Below are 26,881 nucleotides of genomic sequence, written 5' to 3'. Positions count from 1 at the left end.
CCGCCTCCAGGCCATCGAGCGGGACACCGACGTCGCCTGAGCTGTGGTGCACACAACTTCGTACTCGGTGGTGCACTCAGAGGAGTACTTGGACACTGGTCGACCTCGCCTTCTTCGAGGACTCCCACGAGGCCTGCGCGCACACGATCTTCCACCACGGCCTGCTCCTCGTCCGGGGCACGGTCGAGGCACGCGGGCCCAGGCGCACCGTGGTCGGCGAGATGGCCTGGGACCTCGATCAACTCGCGGCCGCACGCGCGACCCACGGCCCGCAGGCCGTCCTCGACATCCTCGGCCGTGCCGCACCGGCCGCCACCCCCGCACAGCCTGCGCGGACAATCCAGGACGGCACCGCCGGCGCCAGGCTGCACCCGTACGCGGACCTCCAGCCCGCTGGCAGCCGCTCGGCCGACCTGAGCCGTCTGGGACACAAGAGCCAAGGAAGCGCCGGATGACCCCGACCGCGCCACTGTCAGTCCGGCGCTCGCGGGCCATCGTGCGGATCCACTTCCATGCGCAGGATCGCAGCCAGGATCTGTTCGAGCAGTTGCTGGCCGTTCTGCGGGACATCAGCCCGACCGTGGAACCCCTGCCTGCCGACGGGTCGGCCTACATGGACCTCACCGGCTCGCTGAGATTCTGGAACCGCGACACCGCAGGCCTGATCGCCGTGGCCCGCCTACGCCTCCTCGCGCTCTACGGCGTTCAGAGCTCGGCGGGTGCCGGCCCCACGCGGTCGATCGCTGCGATGGCCGCCGCTGTCACACCGCCTGGCGCCGCCACGATCGTCGGGGACAGCCCCTACGAGGTCGCCGCCTTCCTGCGTCCCAATCCGGCCAGCGCCCTGCCCGGCCTCGGCCCCAAGACGGCCCGCACACTCGCCCACTACGGCATCTTCACGGTAGGCGACATCGCCGACACCCCACCCGCCACCTTGCAGCGGATCCTCGGCACCACATTCGCCCGCGAGGCGCAAAACCTCGCCCGCGGCATCGACGACCGCCCCGTCGTGTCGGCCGCTGCTCCCAAGTCCCTTACCGCCAACCGGCGCCTCGACCGGGACCAACTCGATCCCGACCAGCATCAGCGCGTCGTCCTGGCCCTGACCGGGGAACTCGGCGGCCACCTGCGCGACCGCGGCGAGGTCGCCCAAGCAGTCACGCTCACCGTTACCTACGCCGACCGCACCCAGACGATCCGCACCCGCGCCCTCACCGAACCGACGGCCCACACCCCCGACCTGGCGGCTCTCGCCCGCCAGCTCCTGGACAACCTCGGTCTCCAGCGCGCCCGCATCCGCGCCATTGCCGTGCGAGCCGAACGCCTTCGCTCCGCACAAGACGCGGTCCACCAGCTCACGTTCGACGACCACGACGAGAAACTCCACCGCCTGGAAGCTGTCCTGGACCGCGCGCGGCACCGCTTCCGGCCTGACATCATCGGCGCGGCATCCACGCTCCAGACAGCCAACAGCTCCTTCATCCCGCCCGGGTGAAGCGTGGTACAGGGCTATCCGGCGCCGAAGAACCCGCTGTGTGGCGCGCGGACATGCCCGTGGGCGCGTTCGGTTCAGCCCCGGACTTCGACGCCGTGTGCCGGTCGCAGATGTCGGCTGGTGGGAAGTGCCGTCCTCATCTGATGGGGCAGTACGGGCGCGCGCACGGTTCGGCAGCCGGGGCGCGGTGCCCGGCGTCAGGGTGTGGGCCGGCGGCGGCGAGAGACGCGTTGCTGCTGCTCTTCCTCCCAGCTCTGGCGGTACCACTCCGCTACGCGGGGATCGGTGTAGACCGGTTCACGAAAGACGGTGGAGTAGTCGGGCAGGGGGCACAGCGGCGGGCGGCGGGAGGGACGGGCCGGGGCTGTGCGGCTGCGGGGGATGGTGGCGGTGGCGGTGGGGCGCACGGGGCTCTCCTTGCTACTTCTTCTTGAGCACGACGCCCGGATCGTTCTCGGTCGGCAGCGGCTGGGACGGGCAGGCGTCCATCACGCGGGCCATGGCGGTGCGCTCTGGGGGTGTGACCCACAAGTGGTACTTCTTCTTGACCGCGATCTGCCGGGCGACGTAGGTGCAGCGCCATCCGGTCGCGGACGGCAGCCAGGTGGAGGCGTCTTGGTCGCCCTTCTGTCGGTTCGCCGAAGCGGATACCGCAGCCAGATTCAGCGGATCGTTGGCCAGAGCCTCACGGTCGGCCTGGCTCAGGGCGCGGCCGCCGGTTACCCAGGCGTCGCCGAGTGCGACGAGATGGTCAATGTCCAGGGAGCCGGAGCTGCCGCGGCCGCGCACGAACTCGATGCGGCGCCCGGTGTAGGGGTCCTTGAGGAGGCTGCCGGAGGCGACGACGCACGTAGAGCCGTCCCGGAACCGGACCTGCGAAAGATCCCTGAACAAGACATCGTCGCGGGTGTCACACCCATTCCGTGCTCCGGGGGCGGAGGTGGTGTCGAGCCAGGCGGTGCCGAACTTGTCGATCCGGTCGTATCCGGACAGGGTTCCGGCCTGGTGGACGGGCAGGCTGTCCAGGGCCGCACGGGCGGGGCTGGATGCCGGCTTGTCGTTGGCGGCGGCGTGCTGGGTGAGCGGGGCGTGGCAGGCCGCAAGGGCGGCGGCCAGGGCGGCGGTGCAGAGCGCGCGGAGTGCGGCGGAGAGCTTCACCGTGAGGGGACCTCGAAGTCTTCGGGCGGGCGGGAGCCGCTGTCGGCGGAGAAGTTGATGATCACCGATGTGCTGTGCGGGACGGCGGCAGGCGTGGCCAAGGAACGCATGTCCGGTAGGCAGGGAAGGTTCGAACGCTCCCCCGCGCCGGGTTCGTACGCCGTTGCCCGAGCAGTTGGCGAACGTCCGGTGTCAGACATCAGTGCGGTGGCGGGTCTGCCCCGGGGGGTCAGGACGCGGTGGCCTGCAGGGGGCTGAGGCCGCGGGTGCGCAGTGACTCGACGAAGGCGGCAGTGTGGTCGGCGGCCTCGGCGACACCGAGGCTGTCGGGCCGGTCGAGCAGGATGCGGACCACCGGGGAGCCGATGACGGCGCCGTCCACGAAGGGGGCGACCTGCGCGGCGTGTTGGGGGGTGGCCACGCCGATTCCCGTGACGACGGGCAGGGCGGTGGTCTGGCGCAGGCGGGTAGTGAAGGCCTCCAGGGCGGGGAGGTCGAGGTCGTGCCGGGCGCCGGTCTTGCCGTGGGTGGCAGGCGCGTAAAGCCAGCCGGAGGCGGTGACAGCGATCTGGGCCAGGCGCGTGTCGCTGGTGTGGCGGGCCACGAACTGCGGGGTGTGCAGGCCGGCCGCGCGGCACGCGGCGATCCATGGGGCGGCTGCTTCGATGGGTAGGTCGGGGATCATTGCTCCGGCCGCCCCGGCGTCGGCCAGCATGCGGGTGAAGCGGTCGATGCCGTAGCGGTAGACGGGGTTGTAGTAGGTCATCACGAGGACGGCGGCATCGGTGGTGGCGACGGCGCGGCGGACGGTGGTGAGGACGTCGGCGATGCGCGTGCCATGGCGCAGAGCGTGCTGGTAGGCGGTGGTAATGGCCGGCCCGTCGAGGCTTGGGTCCGAGTACGGCAGACCCACCTCGAGGACCCGCGCGCCCACGGCTGCGAAGGCCTGCAGGGCTTCGAGGTCCAGGCCGGGGGCGGGGAAGCCTGCGGGCAGGAAGACCCCGAGGGCGGGGTCGCTTTGCGAGAGCGCGGCGGTGAGGCGGTCGGGCGTGGGGTGGGTCATAGGTGGTTCCCTTCAAGCGGCATGCGGCGGGCCGGGGTTGCTCACGCGGCGTCGGGAACGGCGGAGGCGACCTTGACCTCGGCGCGGGCGAGGACGTCGGCGAGGTGCTGCTGTGCCTCGTGGGCGCTGTCGCCGCTGACGACGGCGTACCCGGCGCGGATGTTGTTCGGTGTGGTGCTGGAGGGGGTGAGGGTGGCCACGTCGCCGACGTCGCACAGCCACTGGAAGTGCTCCAGGTGCCGGTCGCTTCCGGGCCGCAGCTCGCGGTGGGTGACGATGCCCTCGGCGGGCGGGTAGATCATGCCGATGGCGGCGCTGCGCTGCTGGTTGGGGCGCAGGTCTGGGGTCTCGCCGCAGGCGAGGGCGGCGGACGCCCGGGGCAGGGAGATCCCGGTGGCCAGGCGTACGAGTTCGCCGATGAGGTCTCCGCCCAGGCGGGCGTTGACCTCGATCACCTTCGGTCCGTCCTGGGTGAGGCGGAGCTCGACGTGGCTGACGCCGTGGGTGATGCCCACCGCCTCCAGGGCGGCCGAGGCAACGGGGGCGACTTCGTACAGGAGGGGGTCGCCGGCGGTGACGCTGTGCCCGGTCTCCAGGAAGTAGGGGGCGAAGCCGACCGACTTGCGGGTGACGGCCACGGCGCTGGTGACGCCCCGGTGGGTGACGGTCTCCACGGAGACCTCGGGGCCGTCGAGGTACTCCTCCACGAGCACGCCCTGCCCCTCCGGACCCTGGTGGGCGGCGCCGGCGGAGGCGATGGCCCAGGCCGCGGGCAGGTCGGTGATCGTGTCCACCCGGACGACACCGATGCTGGCGGCGTGGGCGGCGGGCTTGAGGACGACCGGATAGCCGACGCGTTCGGCCGCCGAGGCCGCGGCGTCCAGGGAGTGCACCCAGGTGGAGGCGGCGGAGGGAACGTCGGCGGCGGCGAAGCGCTGGCGGGAGGTGGCCTTGTCGCGGGCGGCGGCGACGGCCGAGAGCGGATTGCCGGGCCGGCCGCCGAGGCTCTGGGCGAGCCGGGCGGCCGCCATCAGGTGGTACTCGTCCCAGGTCAGCACGCCGGCGATGGGCCAGCGCACGGCCAGCGACGCGGCGGCGGCGTTCACCGCGACCGGGTCGCTCAGATCGGCCACCTGATGGTCGATGACGTAGGGCTTCTGCCAGGTCAGCGGCGCGTCGTTGATCAGCAGCAGCGGGTAGTGAGCTGCGGTCTGCTCCAGCAGGTAGCTGCGCATGGGGCGCGGGCCGGAACCGATCACGAGCAGCATGGGGTGGGACACGGTGAACTCCCGGGGAAAGACGTGCGGGTGGGGAACTGGGTCAGGCCGCGCGCGGCGTATCCGCCTCAGCGGGGACGGGATTGCCGGTGGGCGCGGAAGCGATGGCTGTGGTGTGGACCTCGTAGGAGGCGCGGTGGTGCCACAGGCCGCGGAAGGCGAGGGCCATAACCAGGCCCTGCAGGATGGCGCAGAGCAGGAGCAGGCCGGGCAGGGCGTCGGCAGGGATGCCGGCGACCAGAGCGCCAGCCACGGGCATCGGCACCACGATCAGCACGATGGTCACGCTGAGCGTGCTGCCGAAGACGGCAGCGGGGATGAGGCGGGCGCGTAGGGTGCGCAGGACGACGGTCAACGCGCCCTCACCGGCCATCAGTACGCCGATCGTCACCGCGTACACGCCGAGGTTCGGGGCGAGGGCAGTGGCCAGGCAGGCGGCGCAGGCGGTGGCGGCGCCAGCGGCGCCGACCGGCCACAGTCCGAGGCGGTCGATGGCCCGGCGGCATGCGGCGACGGCGGCGAGGGAGACCAGGCCGGCCGCGCTCCAGACCGCGCCGACCGCGATCGAGGAGTGGCCGTAGCTGGTCATGATGGTGATCGGGGCGCTGGCCTGGGTGACGGCGAGGGCCAGGTTGCTGGCGAAGAGTCCGGTGACCAGCCAGGCCAGGGCGGGGATGCCGCGCACGGTGCGCCACCCGGTGCGCAGGCTGGCCGCCACGGCGCGGACCCCGGAGGCGGTGCTGTTGGCGGACGCCGGGGTGGTGATCGTGCTGACGGCGGCGGTGGCCGACAGAGCGGCCACGACGGTGAGCATCAGGGTGGGGCCGACCGCCAGCAGCAGGCCGCCGAGGAGCGGGCCGGCCAGCAGGGCGCTCTGGTCAATGCCGATCTGCACGGACTGCACGCGGTGGGCATCGGTGCCGGCGGCACGGCTGGCGTGCGCGCCGAGCGTCTCGACCGCGACGAAACAGGCCTGGGAGAGCAGTCCGCCGGCGGCGCCGACGGTCATAACGACGACGGTGGCCGCAATGCCGGCCGCGGGCAGGACGACCAGGGCGCAGGCTGCGGCCGCGCACAGCACCATGCGGGCGAGCGCGGCGGTGCGGAAGACGCGGTCGGCGCGGAAGCGGTCGACCAGGGGCCCGCCGATGGTGAAGGCCATCAGCCGCGGCAGCCACTCCAGCAGGAACGCGGCACCGGTCAGGGCGGTGGAGCGGGTCGTCACCAGGATGAGCAGGGGGATGGCGTAGGTGGCGGTCTGGGTGGCCAGGGCGTCGCTGGCGCGCATCAACGAGCTGCGCGCCAGCGGCGCAGGAACGGCGAAGGAGAGCATGGCGACACCTGCGCGGTTGAGAAAGAAGAGGGGGACAGGGCCGACGGCCACCGAAGGGGGGTGCCCCGACAGCACGGGTTGCCGGGGCACCGCGATCAGGGGTGGATCAGTCCAGGCACATCTTCACGTCGCGGTAGACGTACTTGCCGGAGACCCAGCCCCGGATGCCGGTGTTCTTGTCGGTGATGTTGACCCACGTCGCGCCCTTGGTCCACGAGTGCACCTTGAACTTGTGCGACTTGTACAGGACGCCGAGCGCGGTGGAGTGGGTGGTCGCCTTCGAGCGGATGGTCACCGCGTTGGTGCCGTGCACCGCCCACGGAAGGTAGGGGTTGGCGGTGCAGGACGAGGCGGGCACCGCGGTGGCGACCGACTGCGGCGCCGCGGTGGCCGCCGGGGCGGACAGCAGCGGCAGGGAGACGGCGGCCGCGGTGGCCGCGAGCACGGCTATACGACGTGCAGACATGCACAATCCTCCACAAAAGGGGTGTGGTTGGGTAGGGGTGTGCCTCGGCGAGAGGTCGGTGAGCAGGCACTGGACGCGGTGTCGGACGCCGGCGTCGCCGAGGCCTGGAAGGGGGCCTGGCCGTGGTCAGGTCACGGCGCTGGGGCCCGGGCGCTCCCCGAGGGAGCGGTTTTAAGGGCGCGGCGCGTCGGCGGCGCGCGGCGGTGCTAGAACCAGCCGGCCCAGACCCAGCCCTTGACACCGTACGAACCGCTGCTGAGTGATTCGCCGTAGTACCAGCGGTTGCCGTACTTGTTCTTGGTCGAGCACAGCACGTAGAACTCGCCGGCCGAGTCCAGGTGTCCCTTGGTCTTGTAGGCCTTGCCCGGGCCGGTGTGAATGGCCGGCCACTCGAGGTTGGGGCCCCACACGCTGTGGTTGCGGTCGTTGATGGTGCACGCGCTGGACTCCATCGCGGAGGCCGGCGTGGCCGTCGCGGCGATCCCTCCGACGAGCACAGCCGTGGTGGCTGCGGCCATCGCCGTGCGGCGCAGTACAGGTCGCATCTGCTTCCCTTCAGGCTCGAGAACGGGTGGTTGGTCAGGCCGTCGTCCGGGGCTCCGGACGGCGTGCTTCTAGGCGGCGCTGCGCGGCTTGTCGCTGTCGCCCGGGGTGCGGCGCCTCCCGTAGCGGGCCGCGCCGATCGACGTCATGCCGACCGCGAGCATCCCAGCGGCCGCCAGGGCGAGTTCGCCGTCGCCCGAGGCGCCGGTGTGCGCCAGTGAGGCGTTGGCGGCCGGGGCACTCTCGGATGCGTCCTGCGCGGACGTCTGCCGATCTCGGCTGCTGTTGGAAGCGTCCGAGCTGGTGCCCGGAGAGCCGTGCTGGCCATGGGAGTTCCATCCGCTGCCGCCGCTGTGGCCATCAGAGCCCGAGCCGCCGCCCGGACCCGGCGTCGGCGTGGGATCGGCGCCCGGATCCGTCCCCGGGTCCGTCGGCGTTCCCGGGTCCGTCGGCGTTCCCGGGTCCGTCGGCGTTCCCGGATCGGTCGGCGTTCCCGGGTCCGTCGGCGTTCCCGGATCGGTCGGCGTTCCCGGATCGGTCGGTGTCCCGGGGTCCGTCGGCGTTCCCGGATCGGTCGGTGTCCCGGGGTCCGTCGGTGTGCCGGGGTCCGTCGGTGTGCCGGGATCGGTGGGCGTCCCCGGATCCGTCGGGTGGCCAGGTTCCGTGGGCGTGCCGGGGTCGGTCGGCGTGCCCGGGTCGGTCGGGGTCGGGTCGGGCGTGGGATCGGTCCCGTCACCAGGGTCGGTCGGGGTCGGGTCGGGCGTGGGATCGGTCCCGTCATCTGGGTCGGTCGGGTCCGCGGTCACGCTGAGTCCGGCCGATGCCGACACCTGCACGTCGGGCAGGAGGTCCGGGACGCTGACGGCCGGGGTGTCCGTGGACTGCTCGACGGCGGACGCGCCCGGAGCGGCAAACAGACCAGCGGCCGCCACCGCAGCGGCCGTGGCAGCTGCCCGTCTGATCACGCGCGCACGGGTTCTGAGCATGGGAAAGATGCCTCTCCTATCGGGATACGCGACGGCCGGGACTACCTCGCCCTCGGGCGGGTGCCGTCCGCTGAGAAGAGCTTGCGCCGGGGTGCCTGTGGATAGTTTTTGGCGCCCCAGCCTCCCGGCGGCCCTGCCTGTGGATAACTCATCGCCCCTCAGCGGCGTACGAGTTGTCTCGCTGCGGTGGTCGGGACGGGCGGCGTCAGCGTGCGGCGGGCGGCTGCGAGGACGAGGCAGGAGGCGGCGGCGCCGGTGACCGTGACGGCTGCCGGGGCCAGCGGTCCGCTGCCGCCGACGGCGCCGGCGAGGGCGGAGCCGGCGGCCTGCCCGAGACCGAGGCTGGCGATCATCCAGGCGGCTGCTTCACCGAGGGTTCCTTCCGGGGCGAGCTGGTCGAGTCCGGCGAACGTCTGGACGAGCAGGGGCGACAGGAACAGGCCGGGCAACAGGGCAGTCAGGACGGCGAGGAAGGGCGGCGGCGCGGCAAGGGTCGGCAGGAGTCCGCCCAGCAGGCATCCGGCCGTGAGCAGGAGGTGTCCGGTCGGCGGTCCGCTCCAGGTGCGTCGGCCGTAGACGAGACCGCCGGTGAGGCTGCCGGCGGCCAGGGCGGCGGGGATCAGGGTGGACAGGGCGGGTGCGTGGTGGGTTTCGGCGAGTTGGAGCGCGACGATGTTCATCGCGCCCAGGGCGATGCCGGTGCCGAAGAGGGCCGCGGCCAGGGCCCTGGGCCCGCGCAGGCGCAGCGGGCTGACCCGGCGGGTGTGCCGGGTGCCAGTCGGCATCCAGGTGCGGGCGGGCGGGGCGGTGGCGAGCAGCAGGGTGCCGCCGAGGACGAGGACGGCGCACGCCGCGAGTGCGGTGCGGGCTCCGAGGGCGGTCTCCAGGAGCAGGACGAGCAGCGGGCCAGCGATGAAGACGACTTCCTGGGCGGCGGCGTCCAGGCCGAGCGCGGTACGCAACTGGCGTGTGTTGTCCGTGACTTCGGGCCACAGCACGCGCAGGGCCGCTTCGGCCGGCGGGGTGGCCCACCCGGCGGCCGCGGTCAGCGCGAGCAGGACGGCCGGGTGGGCCCCGGGTCGCAGCGCCGCGAGGGCGGCGAAGGACAGAGTGGAGGCGAGGGCGGTGGTGGTCAGCACGCCGTGCTGGCCGTGCCGGTCCAGCAAGCGTCCCCACCAGGGCTGGCCAAGGGCGGCGCTCACGCCGTAGACGGCGGTGAGTACACCGGCCTGCCGCACGGATCCGCCGCCGGCACGGACGGCGAGCAGGAGGGCGAGCGGGGCCATGGCGACCGGCAGGTGACCGACGACGGCGCCGGTCAGCAGGCGCAGGACGTGCGGGCGGCGCAGCAGCTGGGAGTAGCGGGCGGATGCGGTGGGCTGGGCAGCGGTGGTCATGACGGAGTACCGGCCTTGCGGGAGATGCCACGTGCAGCGGCCAACAGAACGAGGGACAGAGGTCGGCGGCGGGCGGCCCCGTGCGGTGCGGGGCCGCCCGGTTTCACCCGGCGCGGGGGAAGACCGGCGGGGTCCAGCCCACGTATTTGGCGCCCCAGCGGTCTTCGATCTCGTCGGCCTTGACGACGTCGATGTAGCCGGGCCTGACGATGTCGTTGGAGGCGATCTCACCGTTGCCGAGGTAGACGGCGATGTGACCGGCTCGGTGTCCGGTGTCCCAGTACAGGAGTGCGCCGGGAGGCGGGTGCCGGTCGCCGGGGTGCCGCATGTTGGCGGGTACGACCTTGTAGTGGTCGATGGCGTAGTCGACGCCGCTGAAGGACCAGCCGTAGACGTTGGCGACGAACGCGAGGCAGCGCCGGTACCAGCCGGGGGTCGACAGGGCGCCGGAGTGCAGGCGGGCCCAGCGGATGGCTTCCTTGACGGTGCGGGGGTTGTGCAGGGTCACGGTGTTCTTGCCGTCGGTGAAGGTGCCGCTGCTCGTGCCGGTGCTGCTGCCGGGCACCGTGTCGTTGGTGGGGCACTGGCTGGGGACGTCGCCGGAGGCCGCCGTGCTGTCGTCGCCGCTGCTGGCGGTGGCTTTGTCTCCGCTGGTGCCGGTGGCGGATCCCGCACGAGCCAGGTCAATGCCGGCCTCCGTGGCGAGCGCACGGACTTCGGACTCGTGGCCGGCGTACAGCGAGGGGTACTTGCTGTGCTGGACGGCCTGGGCGACGTCCCCAGGCGGGCGGGTCATCCAATTCTTGATGTCGACCAGGCCTTGGTTGGTGCCGCGGCCCTTGAAGAAGGACTCGGCGGCGTAGGCGGGCTTCATGATGTTCGCCTTGCTGCCCCAGCCCATCGAGGGACGCTGCTGGAAGAGGCCGACGGAGTCGCGATCGCCGTTGTCCTGGTTGAGCAGACTCGACTCCTGCATCGCGGTCATCAGCGCGATCAGGGTGGCCTTGCCGGGCAGGTGGAGGCGGATGGCGACGTTGTCGATGGCCTGGGCATTGGCTATCTGCTTCTCGTGCACGCTGCCGGTGCCCGAACCGGAGGCGCCGCCGGTGGTGTTGCCGTTGACGGGGGTGGCCGGTCCGGTGCCGACGCCGGCGTCCTCACAGCTGGAGGCGGCGGCCGAAGGTGCGGGCAGGAGCGCGCCCATCAGCATCAGGGCGGCGAGGAAGAACACCCCGGCCGCGATGCCAATCTTCCAGGTGAGGGTCTTCTTGGCGGCGACGGTGACGGCTATCTGTCCCAAGTCCTGCTGCACGCCTACTCCTTGAGCCCCAGCACGCGGGTGACCATCCAGGGCTGACCGACGTCGGCGCGGGCGATCTCGAGGGTCAGGTGGCGGGTGTAGCGGTAGTTGTCCGTGCCCTCGACGGTGATGACGACCGTGGCCTGCCGGTACATCCGGACGGCGGTGTCGGGTGCGGGCCGCTGCTCTGCGGTGGGCTGGCTGATCGTCACCGTGGTCGGGGTGGCTGTGACCGCCTGGGCAGCGACGAGCTGGTTGAAGTCCTTGTCGTCGTGCTTGATGAGGTTGGTGACCAGCGGGGCGGAGGCGTAGGGGGCGGCGCGCTCGACGGCGGCCTTGTGCGATCCGTCCTGCAGGGGCTTGCGGGTGCAGTAGGCGGTGACGAAGGCCCTGGCGATGCCGTCGGGCGTGGCCGGCCTGGGGGCGGTGGGGCTCGCGGTGGTGGCCGGGGTCGGGGTAGCGGCGTCGGTGCTCGGTGCACCCGCGACGGTGGGGTTGGTGCTGGGTGCCGGGCGCGTGCCAGCAGGTTGGTCGTGGCCACCCTGCAGCCAGGAGGTGAGGCCGACGGCTGCGGCCAGGACCAGGGCGATGATCGGGACCGTAATGGGGGTGGGCACCTTGCGGCGTTCGGCTTTGATCCACTGTTCGCGCTGGGTGCGGCGGGCCGACTTCCAGGCTCGGCGTCCGCGGCGGCGCGCCCGCCAGGACAGGTCGGCCAGTTCGTCCGGCGGTGGCTCGTCGCGCAGCAGCTGCCGCCACTGGGCTGCGGTGCGCTCGCCGTCGCTCTCCGTAGGGGCGCTGCGCCGGTCCGCGCCGTCGGTGTCGTGGGCGCTGGTGCGGGCCGGGTCGGTGTCGTGCTCGGGCTGGGTCATGGTGCGGGTCTCCGTGAAGGCGTGGGTGAGCGGGCGCGCGGGCATGGCGAGATGGCCCCGGGGCGGTCCGGCCCAAGGAATGGGCCGGACAGGGGGTCTCGCGGAGGGGGTTGGGGCAAGGGGGCGCCGGTCAGTCGGCCGGCGCCCGGGTCAGCTGTCGCCCTTGGCGGGCGGCAGGGCCGGCCTGGCTTTCTGCCTGATCTCCGGGCGAGGCGCCGGCGCGGGCTTGTCGCGAACCACAGATCCGGTGATCACCCGGCCGCTGGCGGGCGGTGGGTAGGAGCGGAACTTCGCGCCGACAGGGTTGGCCGGCTCATCACGGACCACTTCGCCCTGGATGGTCTTGGTGCCGTTCTGCCGCGGGTGGGGCGGCACGCCGGTGGGGTCCGGGGCGCCGTAGCGCACCTGGTAGGGGCTGGCCTGCCCGGCCCGCTGTCGTGCGGCTGCGGCCTTGTCCGAGCCGGGGGTTCCGGCACTGGGCGGGGTGCCGGGTCCGCCGGGCAGGCCCGGACGCGTGGCGGCATGGTCTCCGTAGGTACCGGACGGCAGCCGGGGCCGGCTGGGCGGGGGCGGGTAGGTACGCACGCGCTCGACGGTGATGGAGGTGTCGTCCTCGGCGGGCTGCGGGGTGGGTGCCGGCGAGCGGCGCGGCAGCCGCGGCACCCGCGGCAGGTTGATGCCGCCGGGGAAGCGGTCGCGCAGCACGTCGAACAGGCCTCCGCGGCCGCCGCCGCTGCTGGCGTTGCCCATGGCATTGCGCAGGCGGCTGGTGGCGGCGAAGTGCCCGACTGCGTTGAGCATTCCGCGGCCTGCGAGCTGGGCGCCGCCCCCGGAGACGATGCCGTCCAGGCGGCCCTTGAGTTTGATGGCCATGCCGGCGCAGGCGACGTTGAGGCAGGAGACCATCAGCCAGCCGAAGCTGGGCAGCAGCGTGAGCAGCGCGAGCGACGTGATCATCGTCGCGCCCAGCAGCATGGTGCCGGTGAAGCTCACCAGGGTCAGGCCTACGAGGGTTTCGAACCATCCCACGCCCCACTGGCGAGGCTTGCCGGGGATGCACCACAGGGCGGCGAACACCACCCCGCACACCAGCAGCATCAGCGAGCCCAGCAAGCTGGCCAGGGTGGCCGCGGCGAGCGTGAGGGCGAGCACAGCGAAGATCACGGCGGAGATGAGGGCGGCGATCAGCAGGCCGATCCGTCCCGAGGGAGTGTGCCCCTGACGCCACTTGACCGCGTCATGGCCAGCGGATCCCGGGTCGTCGGTCATGTGGTCCTTGAGGTAGGTCTCACGGGAGTCCATGTCCGCGCCCCGCTTGATGACCTCGGGCCCCCACCGCTTGCACGCCTCGATGCTCCCCAGATCCGCCAGGCACCACGGGGTGGCAACGTACGTGCGCCACACCGCGTCGCTGGCCTTGCGGATCGCATCGTCTTTGGCGTTCCCGCTCCAAGTGGGGGTGGGGGTCTTGAAGGGCAGGGAGTCGGAGGTGTCGCCGGGCAGACCGCCGTTGATGGTGGTCATGGCGACGGTGGAGCCGGCCTGGCGGGCGTTGTCGACCCCTTTGACCCAGGTGGAGGGACTGGTGAAGAAGGTGGTGGCGATCGCAGCGCTGGCGGCAACCCACGCGAGCTGTCCGAGCATGGAGGAGTCGGAGCGGCGCGCCCAGGCGATGAACATGCCGAGCGCGACCGCCGCAGGCAGGAAGGTCTCCGCCATGGGGGTAGCGGCCGCGCCGATCGCTTTGGAGATGGCCGGCTCGACTTCGGGCAGGCTGACGACCTGGAAGGACCACTGGATGATCGTCACGGTGGCGCGGCCGACCATGGTGAGCACGCCCATGAGCATCTGGCAGATCTCGTACATGCTGCCGTCGATCAGATCGCCGCCGAACAGGTCGTCGGAGAGCTGCTTGTCGAGCTGGTAGGCGCTGGGCGCGTACGTTTCGAAGAGGGTGTGCTGCCCGTGGGGCGGGGTGATCGGGGACGGCATCAGGTCGCCGATGCCGGCCGGGGCGTACTTGTTGTTGTCGTCGGCGGCCGCGGCCGGCGCGAGCACCACCATGGTGGTGTAGAGCCCAACGATCGGGATCATCAGGTTGCGCAGCCGCGGCAGCCGCAGGCGTCGTGGCAGGCGTCGTATGCGGTCAACGAGCCGTTTCTTCATGGTCATTCCATCTGTGCGAGTACTGCGGCCACGGGGTCGGCCGTGTGCGCGTAGCGGTCGCCGACGTCGTTCTTCTGCTCGATCCGCCATTCGTCACCGTCCTTGACCAGGCGCAGCACGTAGCGGAAGGGCTTCTCGCCGGTGCGGTGCAGGGTGGCGAGGACGCCCTTGCCGGCCGGGTGGGTGTCGGAGGCCGGCACGTCCTGCACGTTGGAGACCTTGATGGTCAGCGGGGCATGGGTGGAGGAGGGGTCGGCGGTGTCGGCAGCGCTGTCCTGCTGGCGCTGGGCGATGCAGCCCTTGAGGGTGCCTCCGTCGTCGTCGTAGTTCGGGCGCGCGGCCGCGGTCTCGAGCGTGCACATCGTGCGGCCGTCGGAGGGGGTGACGGCCATCCACGCCTGCATGTACGTCGTGGCCGTGGACTTGACCCGGGCGGTGGCGTCCGCCGACGCGGACGGTTTGGCCGGCGTGTCGTCGGAGGACGAGCACGCGGCGAGCGCGCCGAGGGCGGTGGCGGTCAGGGCGGCGGCGGCGGCAAGGCGGGTACGCGAGTTCACCGGGACTCCTTCGTTGGCAAGTACACGTGTTGTTCACGCAGCCTCCGATCCTGCCTCGATCAAGTCCGGTTGTCCGCCCGGGTCCTGGCCATCGGTTCGCGGCCCGTCCGGATCGTCGTGGTTTGCCTGCTCGGCGGCCTCGTCGGCTGCCTGGTCTTTGGGGTTGGTCGACAGGGCGCGCAGCAGCTCGGCGGAGGGGGCGTCCCACTGCATGGTGGCGACCCGGTCGCGGCGGTCGCGCACGATGCAGTGCCCGTGGCGGATCTCGCCGTGGGCGTTCTTGCCGACGCCGTGGATGAGGGCCCGGCTGGCCGGGCCGACCGGCAGGCGCAGCAACTCGGCGAGGGCGTCTTGCTGTTCGCGGGTGGAGAGCTCGAAGCCGAGCACGGTGGTGATGGCCTCCAGGACACCGTCCAGACCGAGCAGGGAGCGCGGGTCCTGGGTGTCGATTGCCAGCGACGTATCGAGCGCTCGTCCGGTGCGGGCGATGTAGTCCAGGAAGCGGCGGCCGTCGTCGGTCGCGGTCAGCACGTGCACCTCGGGCACGGAGATGACCTTGGGCAGGTCGCGCAGGTCGGTTCGGGCAGCGGTGTTGAGGGAGTACGCGATCAGGCCGCGCATCAGCGCGAGGCTGACTCGTTCGTTCATCGTCATGTCCGCCGGCTTCGTGCCGACCTGGGGCATCGTCAGGCCGGGGACCTGTACGAGCCACAGGCCCGGTTCCGGGCGCAGTGGGGAGGCGCCCTTGCGCGGCCGGCCCAGAAGTGGGGCGCCGAGCTGGGTCCGTGAGACTTCCTCCAGGGCGCGGCCGGCCTCGGCGGCGAGTTCGTTGGTGGAGGCCTTGAGGAGGTCGACGACCCGCCAGGAGGCGGGGTCGTCCGACTCGGCGACTTCGTTGCAGGCGCGCAGCAGGTGGGTTTCCACGCCCTGGCCGCGCATCCGTTCCGGCAGCATGATCAGCATCTGGGAGACGACCTGGAGGGCGGCGTCCCCGCGCTTGAGGAGGCGGAAGAGGTCGGCGACCGCAGGGGTGTCGGTGCCGCAGGTGACGTGGTGGGCGTCCAGGCCGAGGTATTGGCCGGCCCGGTACAGGCCGGCCTCGTCGCCCTTGAAGCCGAGCATGAGGGCGAACGCGCCGCGCATGGCCGCGGTGAGCGTGGCCAGCATCATCGCGGTGGTCTTGCCGCGGCCGGAGCGTCCTACGTACAGGGTGGTCGTCGCGTCCCCGCGTGCGCTGCCGGCGGTGATGTCGAGGCGGCACACGCCGGGGGTGGTGCCGGTCAGGAGTCCGGCGATCGGCCCGGTGTCGTCGCCGGCTTCGCTGCCGCCCCAGAACATGCTCGCGGCCAGGGCGTCGGTCTCACGTACGTGCCCGAGATCGGGGACGCGCAGCATGTCGCCGATCTGGCATTCCAGCCACAGTTCGCGCTGCTCGTCCTCGGCGGTGATGACGTCGATCGACAGCCCGTCGTAGTGGGCGATGACGGCATCGACGCGGGCGCGCAGGTCCTCCAGCGACTCGGTGGAGGTCACGATGAGGCGGGGGTGGTCTTCGAGCAGGGTGAGGCTGTCGCGCGACATGCGCTGGCGCAGGGCCTCCATGGTGAGCTCGGTCTCCTGTGTCTCGACGAAGGTCTCCCCCGCCGAGCCTTCGGCGGCCGAGCGCCTCTGTTCCTTGGCGGCCTGGCGGACCTTGTCGACGGCCTTGATCGCGGCGCCCTTGCGCCACACGGCGAAGCGGACGCTGGCCTCCGGGCACACCAGGGTCTCGTCGCCGGTGTCGGGGTGGCTGTAGGTGATCTCGGACAGGCAGCGCAGCCATTCCTGTTCGCCGGGGGTGTGCAGCTGCTCGGGGAAGGTGGGCATGGCCAGCACTGCCGTCCATGCCACCGTCTGGCCGCGGGCGTCGAGGAGTTCGACGTGGTCGTGGTGGGGGATGGCGCGGGACTGGGTCAGGCGCACCAGGGAGGCGCCGGTGATGGCGGGCAGGTTCGGCGGGGCGGGCTGGGGGCGGTGGGACTCGCGGGAGATCGCCCAGGCGAGCAGTTCGACCGGGGCGACGGTGGCCCGCCAGGGCGTGGCTTCCAGGCGGCGCTCCAGGCGGCGGGCGACGGCGTCGAGTTGGGCGAGTTCGTCCTTGGCAAGTTCGGTGGTGCGGATGCCGAGCGCGCCGGTGGCGGCGTTCTTGGCGCTGGCGCCGCCGGCCGAGGAGCGTTCGGCGATCTTCACGCCGAGCAGGAGGTGGCGCTGGGGCAGGTCGAGACTGTCGAGTCGGTAGGCCCACAGATCAGCGAAGTGCTCGACGTCGCCCGCGGTGAACAGCTCGCGCGCCTCGGCGCGGAAGGCTTCGCCGTCCAGCCGCGACCACACGATCTTCAGGTGGGCGTCGTACCCGGCCAGCGTCTTGGCCAGGGCGAGGGCGGCGGCGTCTTGCTCCAGGTCCTGGGCGGGTTCGGGCATCAGGTCGGTGTTGGCACTGTGCAGCACGAACCAGGCCTCGGCCTGGGTGGAGGTGACGACCAGGCCGTCGGCGAGGGCGACGAGCTGGGGCGGGGGCATGAAGCGTTCGGCGCCCAGCCCCAGCAGGCGGCCGACGCGGGAGACGCTCTTGCGCTTGGCGCGGGTCGCGGTGGTCATCGCAGCTCCTTCGGGGTGGTGCCGCGAGCCCAGGCGCGTGCCTCGGACTCGCTCAGGTACAGGGCTTGCAGGCGGGTGGCGGTGCGGTCGCGGACGGCGTGTAGGCGGCCGGGAATGACGGAGACGGGCGGCACTGGCCAGATTTCGGGGGCGATGCGCGCCCACAGGGTCTGGCCGGCGTAGGCAAGGAGCCGGGTGGGGAAGAGGTCGGCGATCGCGGTGCCGAAGTGCTGGCCCAGTCCGTGCGGGCTGCCGGCGGCGATCCGGATGCCGCTGGCGGGTCCGGCGCCGAGCAGCATCTGCAGGGCTTCCACGCCGGGGGCTTCGGCCAGCTGACTGTCCGGGCGGGTGTCGGACCAGAACTGGCGCAGGGCGAACACGAGGCGTTCGGCGTGCTCGATGAGGATCAGCCGCTGCGGGTGGGGGCTCGTGGGGGCGTGGCGCAGCTCGTTGAACAGGCCGATGAGGTGCTCGTGGATGGCCGCGATGCGCCGGAGGTAGGAGACGTTCTCCACTCCAGCGGCCCAGGGGTGGGAGGGGCCGCGCTGGTCGAGGTCGAGGACGTCGACCCGGTGGCCGCGGGCGAGGATCTGGGCGGCGAGGGTGCGCAGCACGGTGGTGGTGCCCCCTCCCCCGCCGGCGGCGACCAGGAGGTGTCCGGCGTCGTCGGGCCAGGTGACGGGGGCGTCGTCGGCGGCGAGGCCGATCAGTACCTCTCCGCTGCGCAGGGCGCGGGTGGTGTGCGCGTCGCCGAGCCGGACGAGGGTGCGCAGGGCGGTGATGGGCATGGTCGTCTGGACGGTCATCGCGGTTCCTTGGGTGCAAAGCGGCGTATGCGGCGGGTGCGGCGGCGGGCCTTGGCCACGGCGTCCGGCCCGTACAGCCGTGGGCGGGGGGTGAGGTGCAGCGCCTCGCCGGCGGAGCGGGCGGGGTCGGGGCCCTCGGAGGTGAACAGGGAGGACAGGCCTGGCATCTGGGCGAGCTGCGGGGCCCGCTCCCCCAGTCGGCGGCAGCGCAGCCGGAGTCCGAGGCGGCCGTGCGGGATGCGGCCGCGGCCGATGACGGGGGCTACTCCGCGCAGCAGGTACTGGGCGCGCACGGCCCAGACCATGAGGTTGGTGCGCCGCCAGTAGATGAGGGAGCGTTTGGCGCCGTAGTAGGTCAGTCCCAGCGGCGGCAGCAGGAAGAGGGGGAACAGCGGCCTGGGCGGTAGGCCGAACAGCATCAGCCAGGTTCCCCACCAGAGGGGGAAGATCACTGCGCCGTAGCGCAGGGTGGTGCGGGGGATACCCTCTCCGAGGTCGATGCCGAGCAGCTCGTGCTGTCGCATCTCCAGGTCCCAGTGACGGCTGAAGGTGTGTGAGGTGCGCATGTGTCGGCCGCCTACTGGAAGATCGAGAGGAGTTTGCCGCCGACGAACGTGAGGATGGCGATGGTCTTCTGGGTGTTGAAGATCGCCATCGCGGCGACGGCCGCACCCAGGAGGTGAGTGATCAGCTTTCCCCACTCGCTGCGCGCCCAGTGGCCGAAGCTGCGGACGGCCAGCACGGCGCCGAAGAGGGTGCCGACGATGGTGATGACCCATGAAGCCAGGCTGTTTCCGCCCATGGCTGGTATCTCCCTTGTTGCTGGTGGTGCTCGTAGCGGTGTGTGCCGGCCGCATCGAGGTGCGGGCCGCGGCGGTGGCTACTGGGCGGTGACGGACCACACCTGCCAGCGGGAGGCGCCGCTGGCGCTGACCCGGGTGAGGGTGATCCGGTAGGTCTGCTGGAGGGTGGCGCCGCCGGTTTTCCAGCCCACGACGGCCATCCCGGTGCGCTTGTCGCCGGAGCCGGCCTGGACGGCCCAGGAGTCCAGGCCGGCCAGGGTGATGCCGGCGCCGAGCGGGGCGATGTCGGCGCCGGGTGCGGCGGTCTGGTCTGCGGTGCCGGCGGCCCACGCGGTCAGGAAGGCCTCGACGGTGGAGCGGGTGGAGCTGCTCAGGTCGGCGTCGGTGTCGGGGGCGGCCGGCTCGGTGTAGGTGACGGCCTCGGGCAGGCCGACCAGGGCGGGCTGGCCGGTGACCAGGACACGGCCGCCGGACTCGGCGACCGGCACCTCCAGGGCCCGCCAGGTCGAGACGGTCCTGGTCTTGGTGCCGCTGCCGGTCGTCGTGGAGATGCGGGCGTCGACCACGACACGGGCGTGGTGAGGGGAGGTCTGGGTGATCTTGCCGGGGATGGTCTGCGCCACCAGCTGGGTGCCCTGCCCGTCCCATCCGGCTTTCGGGTCGGCGCCCTTGGGCAGGTCCCGGGCGAGTTCGCTTTCGCGGGCCTTGGGGTCGTCCTCGGACCAGGTCAGATAGGAGCGGGCGAAGCGCGCCGCCACCTGCGCCGCCTCGGCCTCGGGCACGTCGTCGCGGGCGGCCTGGGCCTGCGGGTCGGACGTGGTGGTCGGGGCCTGCGGCTGGGACGGCGCGATCCAGGTCTTCACGCCGGTGAGCGCGGCCAGTCCGATGACCAGCCAGAGCACGACGCGGCCGGTGCGCCGGGCGACGATGTGACCGGACGGCTCGTCCTCCTCCGTCCAACCGGCCGTTTGGATCGCAGGGGCTTTGCCCGCCGTGTCACCGGTCTCGGGTATTTCCCTCTCGCCGAGCTTTTTCCGGGCATGCCCGGCGAGGGCTTCGGCGAGTTCCCCGCCCCCCTCTTTCTCCTTTTCAGGAAGGTTCAGCAACCTTCGCCAACGACTCATTCTTCGACTCCTCGGCCGTGTCGCGCTCGAATCCCGCGCCCGGCGGGCACGACGGAACACAGCACCCCGCTCCTATGGGCGGGAAGCTCATACCGAAAAGCTAAAACGGATGCCCTGTGGATAAGTTTTCCTACCGGCCGGGCAGGAGCGGTCACGTTCGGCGGGAACGAAAAGGGCCCGCACCGTACGGTGCGGGCCCTGTTGGTGTGGCGGCCGTGAGTTCAGGCGGCGTCCGGATCCTCTTCAACGGCGGCCGATGATGCGGTGATGCGGTTGCGCTCCCATTTGAGCAGGTCGGATACCCGGTACAGCATTTGCTGCCCCTTCTTCCCGGCGGATGCGGGAAAGTCAGGGTCCTTCTTGCGGGCCATCCGCAGCGCTTCCAGCGTCAGCTGCGGCAAGTGCTCCTGCTGCGCCTCGCGCAACGTGACCAGGGCATCGCCGGCCTCGGGTGCGGCCGGTTCGGCCAAGGCCTCGAAGTCGGGTTCGGCCAGCCGCGACGGGCCAGCGTCGGCGCCCTCGGCCGGGCCGGCGGCGATGTCGGGGCCGGGGGATCCGTCCTGGGTCCGCCCCAGACCCACCTCGGTTGTTTTGTCGCTTATGCCCTGGGTCCCTGGGTCCTGCGTGGGGTGTTTTCCCAGGAGAACGGGGTGAGCTGGGTCCCTGGGTCCCTGGGTCCGCTCGGCCTTGTCCAGCGTGACGGACGGCTCGGATGCGGCGCCGGCCTGAGCCCAGGCGCGGGCCTCGGCGTCGGTCATGAACATCACCTGCGTCTCGTGAGCCACGCCGCCGAGCACCACCTGGGCACGGCCGATGTGCCGGGTGGACTTCGGGGCTGGTTGGACCTCGGGCACGAGCATGCGCCACGCGTTCTGGGTGTAGCGGGCCAGGATGCGTGTGGCGAAATTCTCGCGCATTTCCGGACCGCCCAGTGCGCGCGCGGTTGCCGACTGCGCCACCAGCAGAACATGCAGTCGCACCGCACGGCCCATGAAGAGGATCTCGGCAAGGGCATCAACCGCCGGGGAAATCTTCGGATCGCCCTTTTCCTTGATCTTCTCCCAGTAGCGGTTGAGCTGTTTCATCGTCGCATTGATCTCTTCCAGCAGGATCACAATGCGCGGCCCGACCTCGGACGGATCGGCGTCGTCACTGAGCTGTTCTGCCGCGTGAATACGCCTGCGCCCCTCGGCGCCGAGTGCAATCAGCGCGTCGTGAATATCAGCGATATCCCGGCAGTAGCGCACGTTCTTCACGCCCCGCGCCCAAAGGTGGGAGACACGCTTGAAGTCGAGAATGTAGGCGTGTGCGCCGTGGTGAATCAGCTGGGAGGCGATAGTCCGCAAAATTACGGACTTACCGCCACCGGTGCCGGCCGATACCAGGACGTGCGGCGATTCGGCATCGAGGTCGACGCTCACGATCTTGTGGCCGCGTTCCAGGCCGATCAGCGGAGCGGACTCGGGGACCTTCTGGACGAGCTCGCGCACCTTGGGATCGGCGAAGACCACCTTGCTCGGGGGCCGGTGAACCTTCTTGACCAGCACGTACGGCTCGCGGCCGTCGTACTTCCAGGAGAAGCTCACCCCCTGGAGAGCGAGCTTCTTGACGACCATCTCGGAGACCTTCTGCTCGTTGAACTGCAGGTCCACCGGCAGGTCGATCCTGATCTCGGCGTCGTCGTCGGAGAAGTTCAACGGGACGTGCAGGTAGGCCTCCGGGCGGGTGCCCTCGGGTATGCCGAGCGGATCCTTGAGGGCCAGGTGCAGCGGCTCGACCCACTCGCGCATCAACTCCCGGCGGCCGCGGGTGCGGACCCGGTGCAGCACTCCCCCGGCCAGCAGCAGGCCGCCGGCCGCGGAGCCGATCGTCGGCGCGAGGTCCTGGGCCTCGTGCAGCAGGGCCATCGTGCCGTCGGGGTCGTCGTAGTAGCTCCAGCCGCCGGCGCCGAGCGCGCCGAGGGTGAGCAGCCGGGCACCGGCGCGCTGCCAGCCGGGCCGGTAGGAGGCGCGGCGCACAGTGCCCTCCACTCCGTCCAGGACGCGGGTGCCGCGCTTGAAGAAGGTCGCGTCGGTGCGTGCCACGCCGTCCATCTCGCGTCCGGACAGCAGCCGGGCCACACCCAGGGCGACGGCCTCCACCGTCTCCTCGATCTGCCGGTCCACCTCGCTGCGTGCCATCGCCGAGTTCCTCCACACTGCACGTTCCGCCGCCGGTCCCGAGGGCGGCGAGGCTCTTGCTCCGGAACGCTACGAGCGGCTGCCTGTGGACAAATCACGGCGACACCGTCGGCGCCCGGAGCCACACGGCGGCACACCTCGCAGGCCCTGCGAGCTCCCGGACGGAAGCAACGGGTGCAGCAGCAGGGCGCGCAACACGCGGCCCGCATGAGGCAACGGCCGTTGCACCGGAGGGCCTGCGTTGCGCAACGGAGGGCAGCCCACTGCTGCGGCGTTGCGCAGCACCTGGGTTGCGCGGTTGCTTGGTTGCCCGGGCGGCCGCGGCGCGGCTGCGTCCGCAACCACCGCGCGCTGCATCGGCCGCACCGACGCAGCAGTTTCGGCACGGCGTTGCTCGTGCCAGCCCCACGGCCATCTCCCCCGGATGCCGACGCCAGGGCGGGAGGTCGCAGCGCCGGCGGCCAACGGCCTCGAGCAGGGCCGGCACGCGGGAGCTACGCGGGTGACCGGCGAGGCGCGCTGCAAGGTGCGGATGTTGGTGACCTTGGTTGCGTGGACGAGGTGCCTCGGGGGAGCAACGGCGGCGCCGGATCAGGCGGTGTCCGGTGGTGCTGCTTGCGAGGGTGTTGCGCAGCAACGGGTTGGCGCGTTTCGCTCCAGCGGCCCGGGTGAGAGCGCTACGGTGCTGGCAGCCGGGGCGGGGCGTTCCCCCGTCGCCCCGTTCCCGGCCATCCCCGTTGCCTATGCAGCAGCCTGCTGCACCGGGTCGGTTTCCGTCTCCCGCCGGGTTTCGGCGTCCGGTTGCTTGCTGTTCCTCTCGGCGGCCTCGGCAACACGGAAGGCCTGGCCGCGGTTGACCTTCTTTCCGTGGAGCTTGAGCCACTCGACGATCTGGGCGTGGTCGAAGGTGTTGAGCACGGTGATGGCGTGGCGGATCGCGTCCGCGGGCCGCATCCCGGCGACGATCGTGGCCTGGTCCTCGTCGCGTTCGAATGGGGGGCTTGTCGCCTGCTCCTTGCCGCTGCCGTCGTGGCCAGCGCTGCTACCGCCAGGCTCGTCCTGCTCAAAACCGGGTCCCTCTCGCCCGTCGTCGGCATCCGGCTGGAGAGCCTGCTGCTCACCGGTCGGCGTCAGCTGCTCGGCGGCCGGCTCCTTGTGCCGTGCCTGCTCCTCCTGGGCCCGAGCGGCCTCCGGGTCGGCGCCGGGGGCGGCAACGTTCCGCGGCTGCTGAGAGCCGGCCATCGCCTGCTGTACGGCAGGCGGTGGCGGTTGCTGCACGAAGGCCGCCTCTGCGGGTGCGGGCGCGGTCTGAGCACTGGTGGGCTCCAGGACCCGGCCTCCCGGGGGCGCCGGGTCGGCGGCGAGGAGGGTTGACGGGTCCAGGCCGAGCATGTGAGCCGTCGCAGGCGTGAGGGAGTCTCGGATCGGTATGCCGTAGCGGGCCATCTTCAGGGGCATGCGCGCTTCCACGGGCGCCTTGGAGCGCCACTTCCAGCCGAACCGCGAACGCAGCCGGGCGCGGTAGAGCATCCTCTCCTGCTCCAGCGTGATGGTCGTGGTGTAGGAGGTGAGCTCCCACAGCTTCATCCGCCGCCACAGCAGCAGCGTGCTGCGCGGGGCGAGGAACCAGCGGGCCAGGCGGACGCTGTCCATGGGCCGGTGCTCCGACAGCCCGGCGAGCCGGCTGATGGCGCGACGGGCGGCCTCGACGGCGGCGAGGAAGCTCAGCGGCATGGTGGCGTGCATCGCCATGGCCACCGGATCCCCCAACGCCGCGGCGGCGTTGAAGGCCACCGTGGCGCCGGAGAGGAACCATGCTGCGTAGCGCAGCAGAAGCAGCTGCATGCCCAGCCAGTCCAGCAGCAGGTCCAGGGCCAGCAGCATGACGATCGCGGCGTCGACTCCGATGGGGAACCAGGCGGCGAACGCACCGAAGCCCTTTGCCCGCGCCAGGTCGCTGACGGCCGTGTACGAGCCGACGAAGCCGATGGCGGCGACGACGGCCACGCCGACGACGACGATCGCGATGAGGACGCGGTGCCATCGCGTCAACTGGATGCGGCTGGTGCTGGCCGGCACTCCGGACTCCTTCCATGAGAGGAGTCTGGAATCCTTCAACAGCCGGCCTGTGGACAGATCACACGCCCGGGCCGCAGGCCACTGATGCCGACAGCGCCCTGGTAAGACGCCGTTTCTGATGGTGAGTCTGTCTCGTTACTGGGGCATGGCAGGACTTGTAGAACGGCTGGTGCCGGAGGAGTTGTGGGAGCTGTTTCGACGGGTGGTGCCACCGACTGAGGTCGTCCGCCCGCAGGGTGGAGGAAAGAGGCGAGCCGACGATCGCGAGGTCCTGGCCGGGATCATCTTCGTCGCTACCTCCGGCTGCACCTGGCGGCAACTGCCACCGGTATTCGGGCCGTGCTGGCAGACGGTCTACCGGCGCTTCGCCCAGTGGAGCCGCGCACGGGTCTGGGGCCGCCTCCACCGCGTGATCCTGGAGGAGTTGGGAGCGCGTGGTGAGCTGGACTGGTCCCGCTGCGCGATCGACTCGGTGAGCATTCGCGCCGCAAAAGGGGGCCCCTGACGGGACCGAATCCGACCGATCGCGGCAAGAGCGGATCGAAGATCCACTTGATCACGGACCGGAACGGACTACCGCTGTCCCTGGGTATCTCGGCCGCCAACCTTCACGACAGCCAGGCTCTGAAGCCACTGATCTGCGGCATTCCTCCGGTCCGCTCCCGCCGCGGCCCACGTCGACGCAAGCCCGACAAGCTCCACGCCGACAAGGGGTATGACTACGCCCACCTTCGGCGATGGCTTCGAGAACGCAACATCACCCCTCGCATCGCCCGCAAAGGCACCGAATCGTCGAACCGGCTCGGCCGTCACCGCTGGGTGGTAGAGAGAACCGTGTCCTGGCTCGCCGGCTGTCGACGCCTGCACCGCCGCTACGAGCGCAAGCCCGAGCACTTCCTGGCTTTCGTGGGCGTCGCAGCAGCCCTCATCAGCCATCGCCGCCTGACACACTGAGGGGCGAGGTCAGTCGACCGACGGAGTCAGAGGGTCCGGTCGGGACAACGTCTCGGACAACGGGAGCCCGTCCCTTGCGGCAACGATCCGACGCACCCGCAGTTCGGCTCTTGTCCGCGGGCGGTACTTGGGCTCCCTGCCACACCCGCAGGCCGATCGCCCCTCGTAGCGCAGCCCTTCCCCCAACACCGCAGCCGCCACAGACCACCCGCGAACATCGCGCCTGGGCGGAGGGGCGAAGTCATGACCAGCGCAGATGAGGGGTCGAGCGCAGTTTGGGCACAGGTGCTCCCGCTGCGGATAGCCATGCCGCTTGAAGCTGACACGGCACGAGACGCACGCGTAGTGCAGCTTGTAGTAGGTCATGGCGTAGAAGCACACCGAGCCACCGTACCGAGCGGCCCTTCAGCCAGACCACCCGTTTCGAGTGGCCAACGGTCCACCATCAGAAACGGCGTCTAAAGCGGGGCGCAGACCTGGTCAGGCGAGTGCGGTCAGCCCGGCGTCGTGCAGGTGGTCGCGGACGGCGGTGGCGTGGGTGAAGTGGTGAGCGTGCAGGCCGACGGCTGCGGCGGCCTGCACGAAGGTGGGCTCGTCGTCGAAGTAGGCCAAGCGGTTCGGGGTGATGCCCATGTGCTGGGCGGCGAGGCGGTAGGCATGGGGGGAGGGTTTGTCGACGCCGAGGTCGGCGGACGGCATCACGTAGTCGAACGAGATGCCGTGGTGTTTCAGATCGGCGTGCAGTGCGTCGGTGGAGTTGGACAGCACGCCGACGGGCACGTGTTCGCGGACGCGGGCGAGCAGATCGAGCATGTCGGGCACGGCTTCGCCGCGGTCCTCACGCCAGTGGGTGAGGGCGCTGCGGACGTCGGGGCCGTAGTCGGTGACGAGGCGCTCGGTGACGTCTTCGGCCCACTGCTGGTCGGTGAGGAGGCCGACGCGGGCGAGGCGGTAGTTGGGGTGCTGGTAGGCGTAGCGGTCGATGGTGCCTTCGGGAAGGCCGGCCATGCGTTCGGCGGTGCGGGCGCCGGTGTTGTGCCAGTGGCGGAACAGGCCGTTCATGTCGAACAGGACGCCGTGGATGCGCACGGGGTGCTCCTTCGATGAGGGCTGGCTCAGTGCCTGAGGGCGGAGGCGTACAGGGCGAGGTAGTGCTGTGCGGTGCGGGCCCAGCTGTAGGTCGACTCGACGTGGGCGCGGGCGTTGAGCGCGCGGCGGCGTCGTTCGGTGCGGTCGGTGAGGGCGCCGGTGACGGTGTCGGCGAGGGCGGCCGGGTCGTCGGGTGGGACGAGCCAGCCGTCGGCGTGCGGGCCCTGGGAGGTGATGAGGCGTGCGGGGCCGCCGGTGCTGGTGGTGATGGGCGGGGTGCCGCAGGCCTGGGCTTCGAGGTAGACCATCCCGAAGGGTTCGTTGACGGCTGGGGCCACCATGAGGTCGGCGCAGTCGAGACCGAGGGGCAGTTCGTCGTGGCCGCGCCAGCCGATGAAGTACACGTCGTCGGCGATGCCGAGCTTCTCGGCGAGGTCGGCGGGGTGGTCGCCTTCGTACTCGCCGGGGTAGCCGCCCCACATCAGCAGAGCGGGCGGCGGGGATGCTCTTATGGATGTCAAGCAGCGGTTGTGAGGTGAGTCGGGGCCGCTGCGGTGGCGTTCGTGGTGGTCAGGACGTGGTAGATCTCGCGGGCG

23 protein-coding genes and 1 pseudogene are annotated in these 26,881 nt (G+C 71.4%); 3 read left to right on the top strand and 21 right to left on the bottom strand.

Annotation, left to right across the window (positions count from 1 at the left end):
* Both ABZV94_RS29225 and ABZV94_RS29220 read left to right on the top strand, forming a co-directional pair.
* A pseudogene (locus ABZV94_RS29225) lies at positions 1–455 on the top strand (DNA polymerase III subunit alpha); the annotation flags it as partial.
* On the top strand, positions 452–1,495 hold the full coding sequence (locus tag ABZV94_RS29220) for a helix-hairpin-helix domain-containing protein (protein ID WP_024127460.1): 1,044 nt from the start codon (positions 452–454) through the stop codon (positions 1,493–1,495). The pseudogene ABZV94_RS29225 and the gene ABZV94_RS29220, both read left to right, overlap by 4 nt.
* Before the next feature lie 197 nt (positions 1,496–1,692).
* On the opposite strand, the gene ABZV94_RS29215 is transcribed toward ABZV94_RS29220, so the two are convergent.
* From ABZV94_RS29215 to ABZV94_RS29125, 19 genes are all read right to left on the bottom strand, one after another.
* Positions 1,693–1,902, bottom strand: a complete 210-nt coding sequence (locus tag ABZV94_RS29215; protein ID WP_024127459.1) for a hypothetical protein — start codon at positions 1,900–1,902, stop codon at positions 1,693–1,695.
* A 13-nt stretch (positions 1,903–1,915) separates the two neighbouring features.
* Positions 1,916–2,653 (bottom strand): HNH endonuclease family protein, encoded by a 738-nt coding sequence (locus ABZV94_RS29210; protein ID WP_356345521.1) that lies wholly within the window; start codon positions 2,651–2,653, stop codon positions 1,916–1,918.
* Positions 2,654–2,882: 229 nt separating this feature from the next.
* Positions 2,883–3,716, bottom strand: coding sequence for a tryptophan synthase subunit alpha (gene trpA / locus ABZV94_RS29205; protein WP_024127457.1), 834 nt, complete (start codon positions 3,714–3,716; stop codon positions 2,883–2,885).
* A gap of 41 nt (positions 3,717–3,757) precedes the next feature.
* The gene (locus ABZV94_RS29200; protein ID WP_356345519.1) at positions 3,758–4,996 is read right to left on the bottom strand and encodes an ATP-grasp domain-containing protein; all 1,239 of its coding nucleotides are present in this window, start codon (positions 4,994–4,996) and stop codon (positions 3,758–3,760) included.
* Positions 4,997–5,036: 40 nt separating this feature from the next.
* Positions 5,037–6,326 (bottom strand): MFS transporter, encoded by a 1,290-nt coding sequence (locus ABZV94_RS29195; RefSeq protein ID WP_356345517.1) that lies wholly within the window; start codon positions 6,324–6,326, stop codon positions 5,037–5,039.
* Positions 6,327–6,432: 106 nt separating this feature from the next.
* The gene (locus tag ABZV94_RS29190; protein WP_024127454.1) at positions 6,433–6,792 is read right to left on the bottom strand and encodes an SH3 domain-containing protein; all 360 of its coding nucleotides are present in this window, start codon (positions 6,790–6,792) and stop codon (positions 6,433–6,435) included.
* Between the two features lie 206 nt (positions 6,793–6,998).
* Entirely contained in the window at positions 6,999–7,337 is a 339-nt protein-coding gene (locus ABZV94_RS29185; protein WP_024127453.1) for a hypothetical protein, read from the bottom strand.
* Positions 7,338–8,479: 1,142 nt separating this feature from the next.
* Positions 8,480–9,718 (bottom strand): MFS transporter, encoded by a 1,239-nt coding sequence (locus ABZV94_RS29180; protein WP_024127451.1) that lies wholly within the window; start codon positions 9,716–9,718, stop codon positions 8,480–8,482.
* A 103-nt stretch (positions 9,719–9,821) separates the two neighbouring features.
* Positions 9,822–11,030 (bottom strand): hypothetical protein, encoded by a 1,209-nt coding sequence (locus ABZV94_RS29175; RefSeq protein ID WP_024127450.1) that lies wholly within the window; start codon positions 11,028–11,030, stop codon positions 9,822–9,824.
* A gap of 2 nt (positions 11,031–11,032) precedes the next feature.
* A complete protein-coding gene (locus tag ABZV94_RS29170; RefSeq protein WP_356345513.1) occupies positions 11,033–11,935 on the bottom strand; it encodes a hypothetical protein in 903 nt (300 codons plus the stop codon).
* 105 nt (positions 11,936–12,040) lie between these two features.
* Positions 12,041–14,056 (bottom strand): hypothetical protein, encoded by a 2,016-nt coding sequence (locus ABZV94_RS29165; protein ID WP_356345510.1) that lies wholly within the window; start codon positions 14,054–14,056, stop codon positions 12,041–12,043.
* Between the two features lie 2 nt (positions 14,057–14,058).
* Positions 14,059–14,613 (bottom strand): hypothetical protein, encoded by a 555-nt coding sequence (locus ABZV94_RS29160; protein ID WP_356345509.1) that lies wholly within the window; start codon positions 14,611–14,613, stop codon positions 14,059–14,061.
* A gap of 33 nt (positions 14,614–14,646) precedes the next feature.
* Positions 14,647–17,250: an ATP-binding protein gene (locus ABZV94_RS29155; protein WP_356345506.1), complete on the bottom strand. Its 2,604-nt coding sequence runs from the start codon at positions 17,248–17,250 to the stop codon at positions 14,647–14,649.
* Positions 17,247–18,056, bottom strand: a complete 810-nt coding sequence (locus ABZV94_RS29150) for a cell division protein FtsK (RefSeq protein WP_356345504.1) — start codon at positions 18,054–18,056, stop codon at positions 17,247–17,249. Before ABZV94_RS29150 ends, ABZV94_RS29155 begins: the two co-directional genes overlap by 4 nt.
* Positions 18,053–18,622, bottom strand: a complete 570-nt coding sequence (locus ABZV94_RS29145) for a hypothetical protein (protein WP_356345501.1) — start codon at positions 18,620–18,622, stop codon at positions 18,053–18,055. The genes ABZV94_RS29150 and ABZV94_RS29145 overlap by 4 nt, the downstream gene beginning before the upstream one ends.
* 11 nt (positions 18,623–18,633) lie before the next feature.
* Entirely contained in the window at positions 18,634–18,858 is a 225-nt protein-coding gene (locus tag ABZV94_RS29140) for a hypothetical protein (RefSeq protein WP_024127443.1), read from the bottom strand.
* A gap of 78 nt (positions 18,859–18,936) precedes the next feature.
* Positions 18,937–19,983 (bottom strand): conjugal transfer protein, encoded by a 1,047-nt coding sequence (locus ABZV94_RS29135; RefSeq protein ID WP_356345500.1) that lies wholly within the window; start codon positions 19,981–19,983, stop codon positions 18,937–18,939.
* 221 nt (positions 19,984–20,204) lie between these two features.
* Positions 20,205–22,163 carry a pRL2-11 gene (locus ABZV94_RS29130; RefSeq protein WP_356345498.1) on the bottom strand — a complete coding sequence of 653 codons (1,959 nt, stop codon included), beginning with the start codon at positions 22,161–22,163 and terminating at the stop codon, positions 20,205–20,207.
* Between the two features lie 741 nt (positions 22,164–22,904).
* On the bottom strand, positions 22,905–24,242 hold the full coding sequence (locus ABZV94_RS29125) for a DUF2637 domain-containing protein (protein ID WP_024127439.1): 1,338 nt from the start codon (positions 24,240–24,242) through the stop codon (positions 22,905–22,907).
* A 145-nt stretch (positions 24,243–24,387) separates the two neighbouring features.
* Here ABZV94_RS29125 and ABZV94_RS29120 point away from each other — a divergent pair.
* Positions 24,388–25,196 (top strand): IS5 family transposase gene (locus ABZV94_RS29120; protein ID WP_356345524.1). Its coding sequence is split into 2 segments (ribosomal slippage): positions 24,388–24,735 and positions 24,738–25,196, totalling 807 coding nucleotides; the frame shifts between segments, so codons are not numbered across the junction.
* A 480-nt stretch (positions 25,197–25,676) separates the two neighbouring features.
* Here ABZV94_RS29120 and ABZV94_RS29115 read toward each other — a convergent pair.
* Both ABZV94_RS29115 and ABZV94_RS29110 read right to left on the bottom strand, forming a co-directional pair.
* A complete protein-coding gene (locus tag ABZV94_RS29115; RefSeq protein ID WP_356345496.1) occupies positions 25,677–26,285 on the bottom strand; it encodes an HAD-IA family hydrolase in 609 nt (202 codons plus the stop codon).
* Positions 26,286–26,311: 26 nt separating this feature from the next.
* Positions 26,312–26,806 (bottom strand): glycosyltransferase, encoded by a 495-nt coding sequence (locus ABZV94_RS29110; protein WP_356345494.1) that lies wholly within the window; start codon positions 26,804–26,806, stop codon positions 26,312–26,314.
* Positions 26,807–26,881: the final 75 nt, after the last annotated feature.

It is taken from the genome of Streptomyces sp. NPDC004658 (genome assembly GCF_040609555.1).
Classification (GTDB): Bacteria; Actinomycetota; Actinomycetes; order Streptomycetales; family Streptomycetaceae; genus Streptomyces.
The sequence above is the reverse complement of the archived record's forward strand: the minus strand, read 5'-3'. Positions and strand labels throughout refer to the sequence as shown.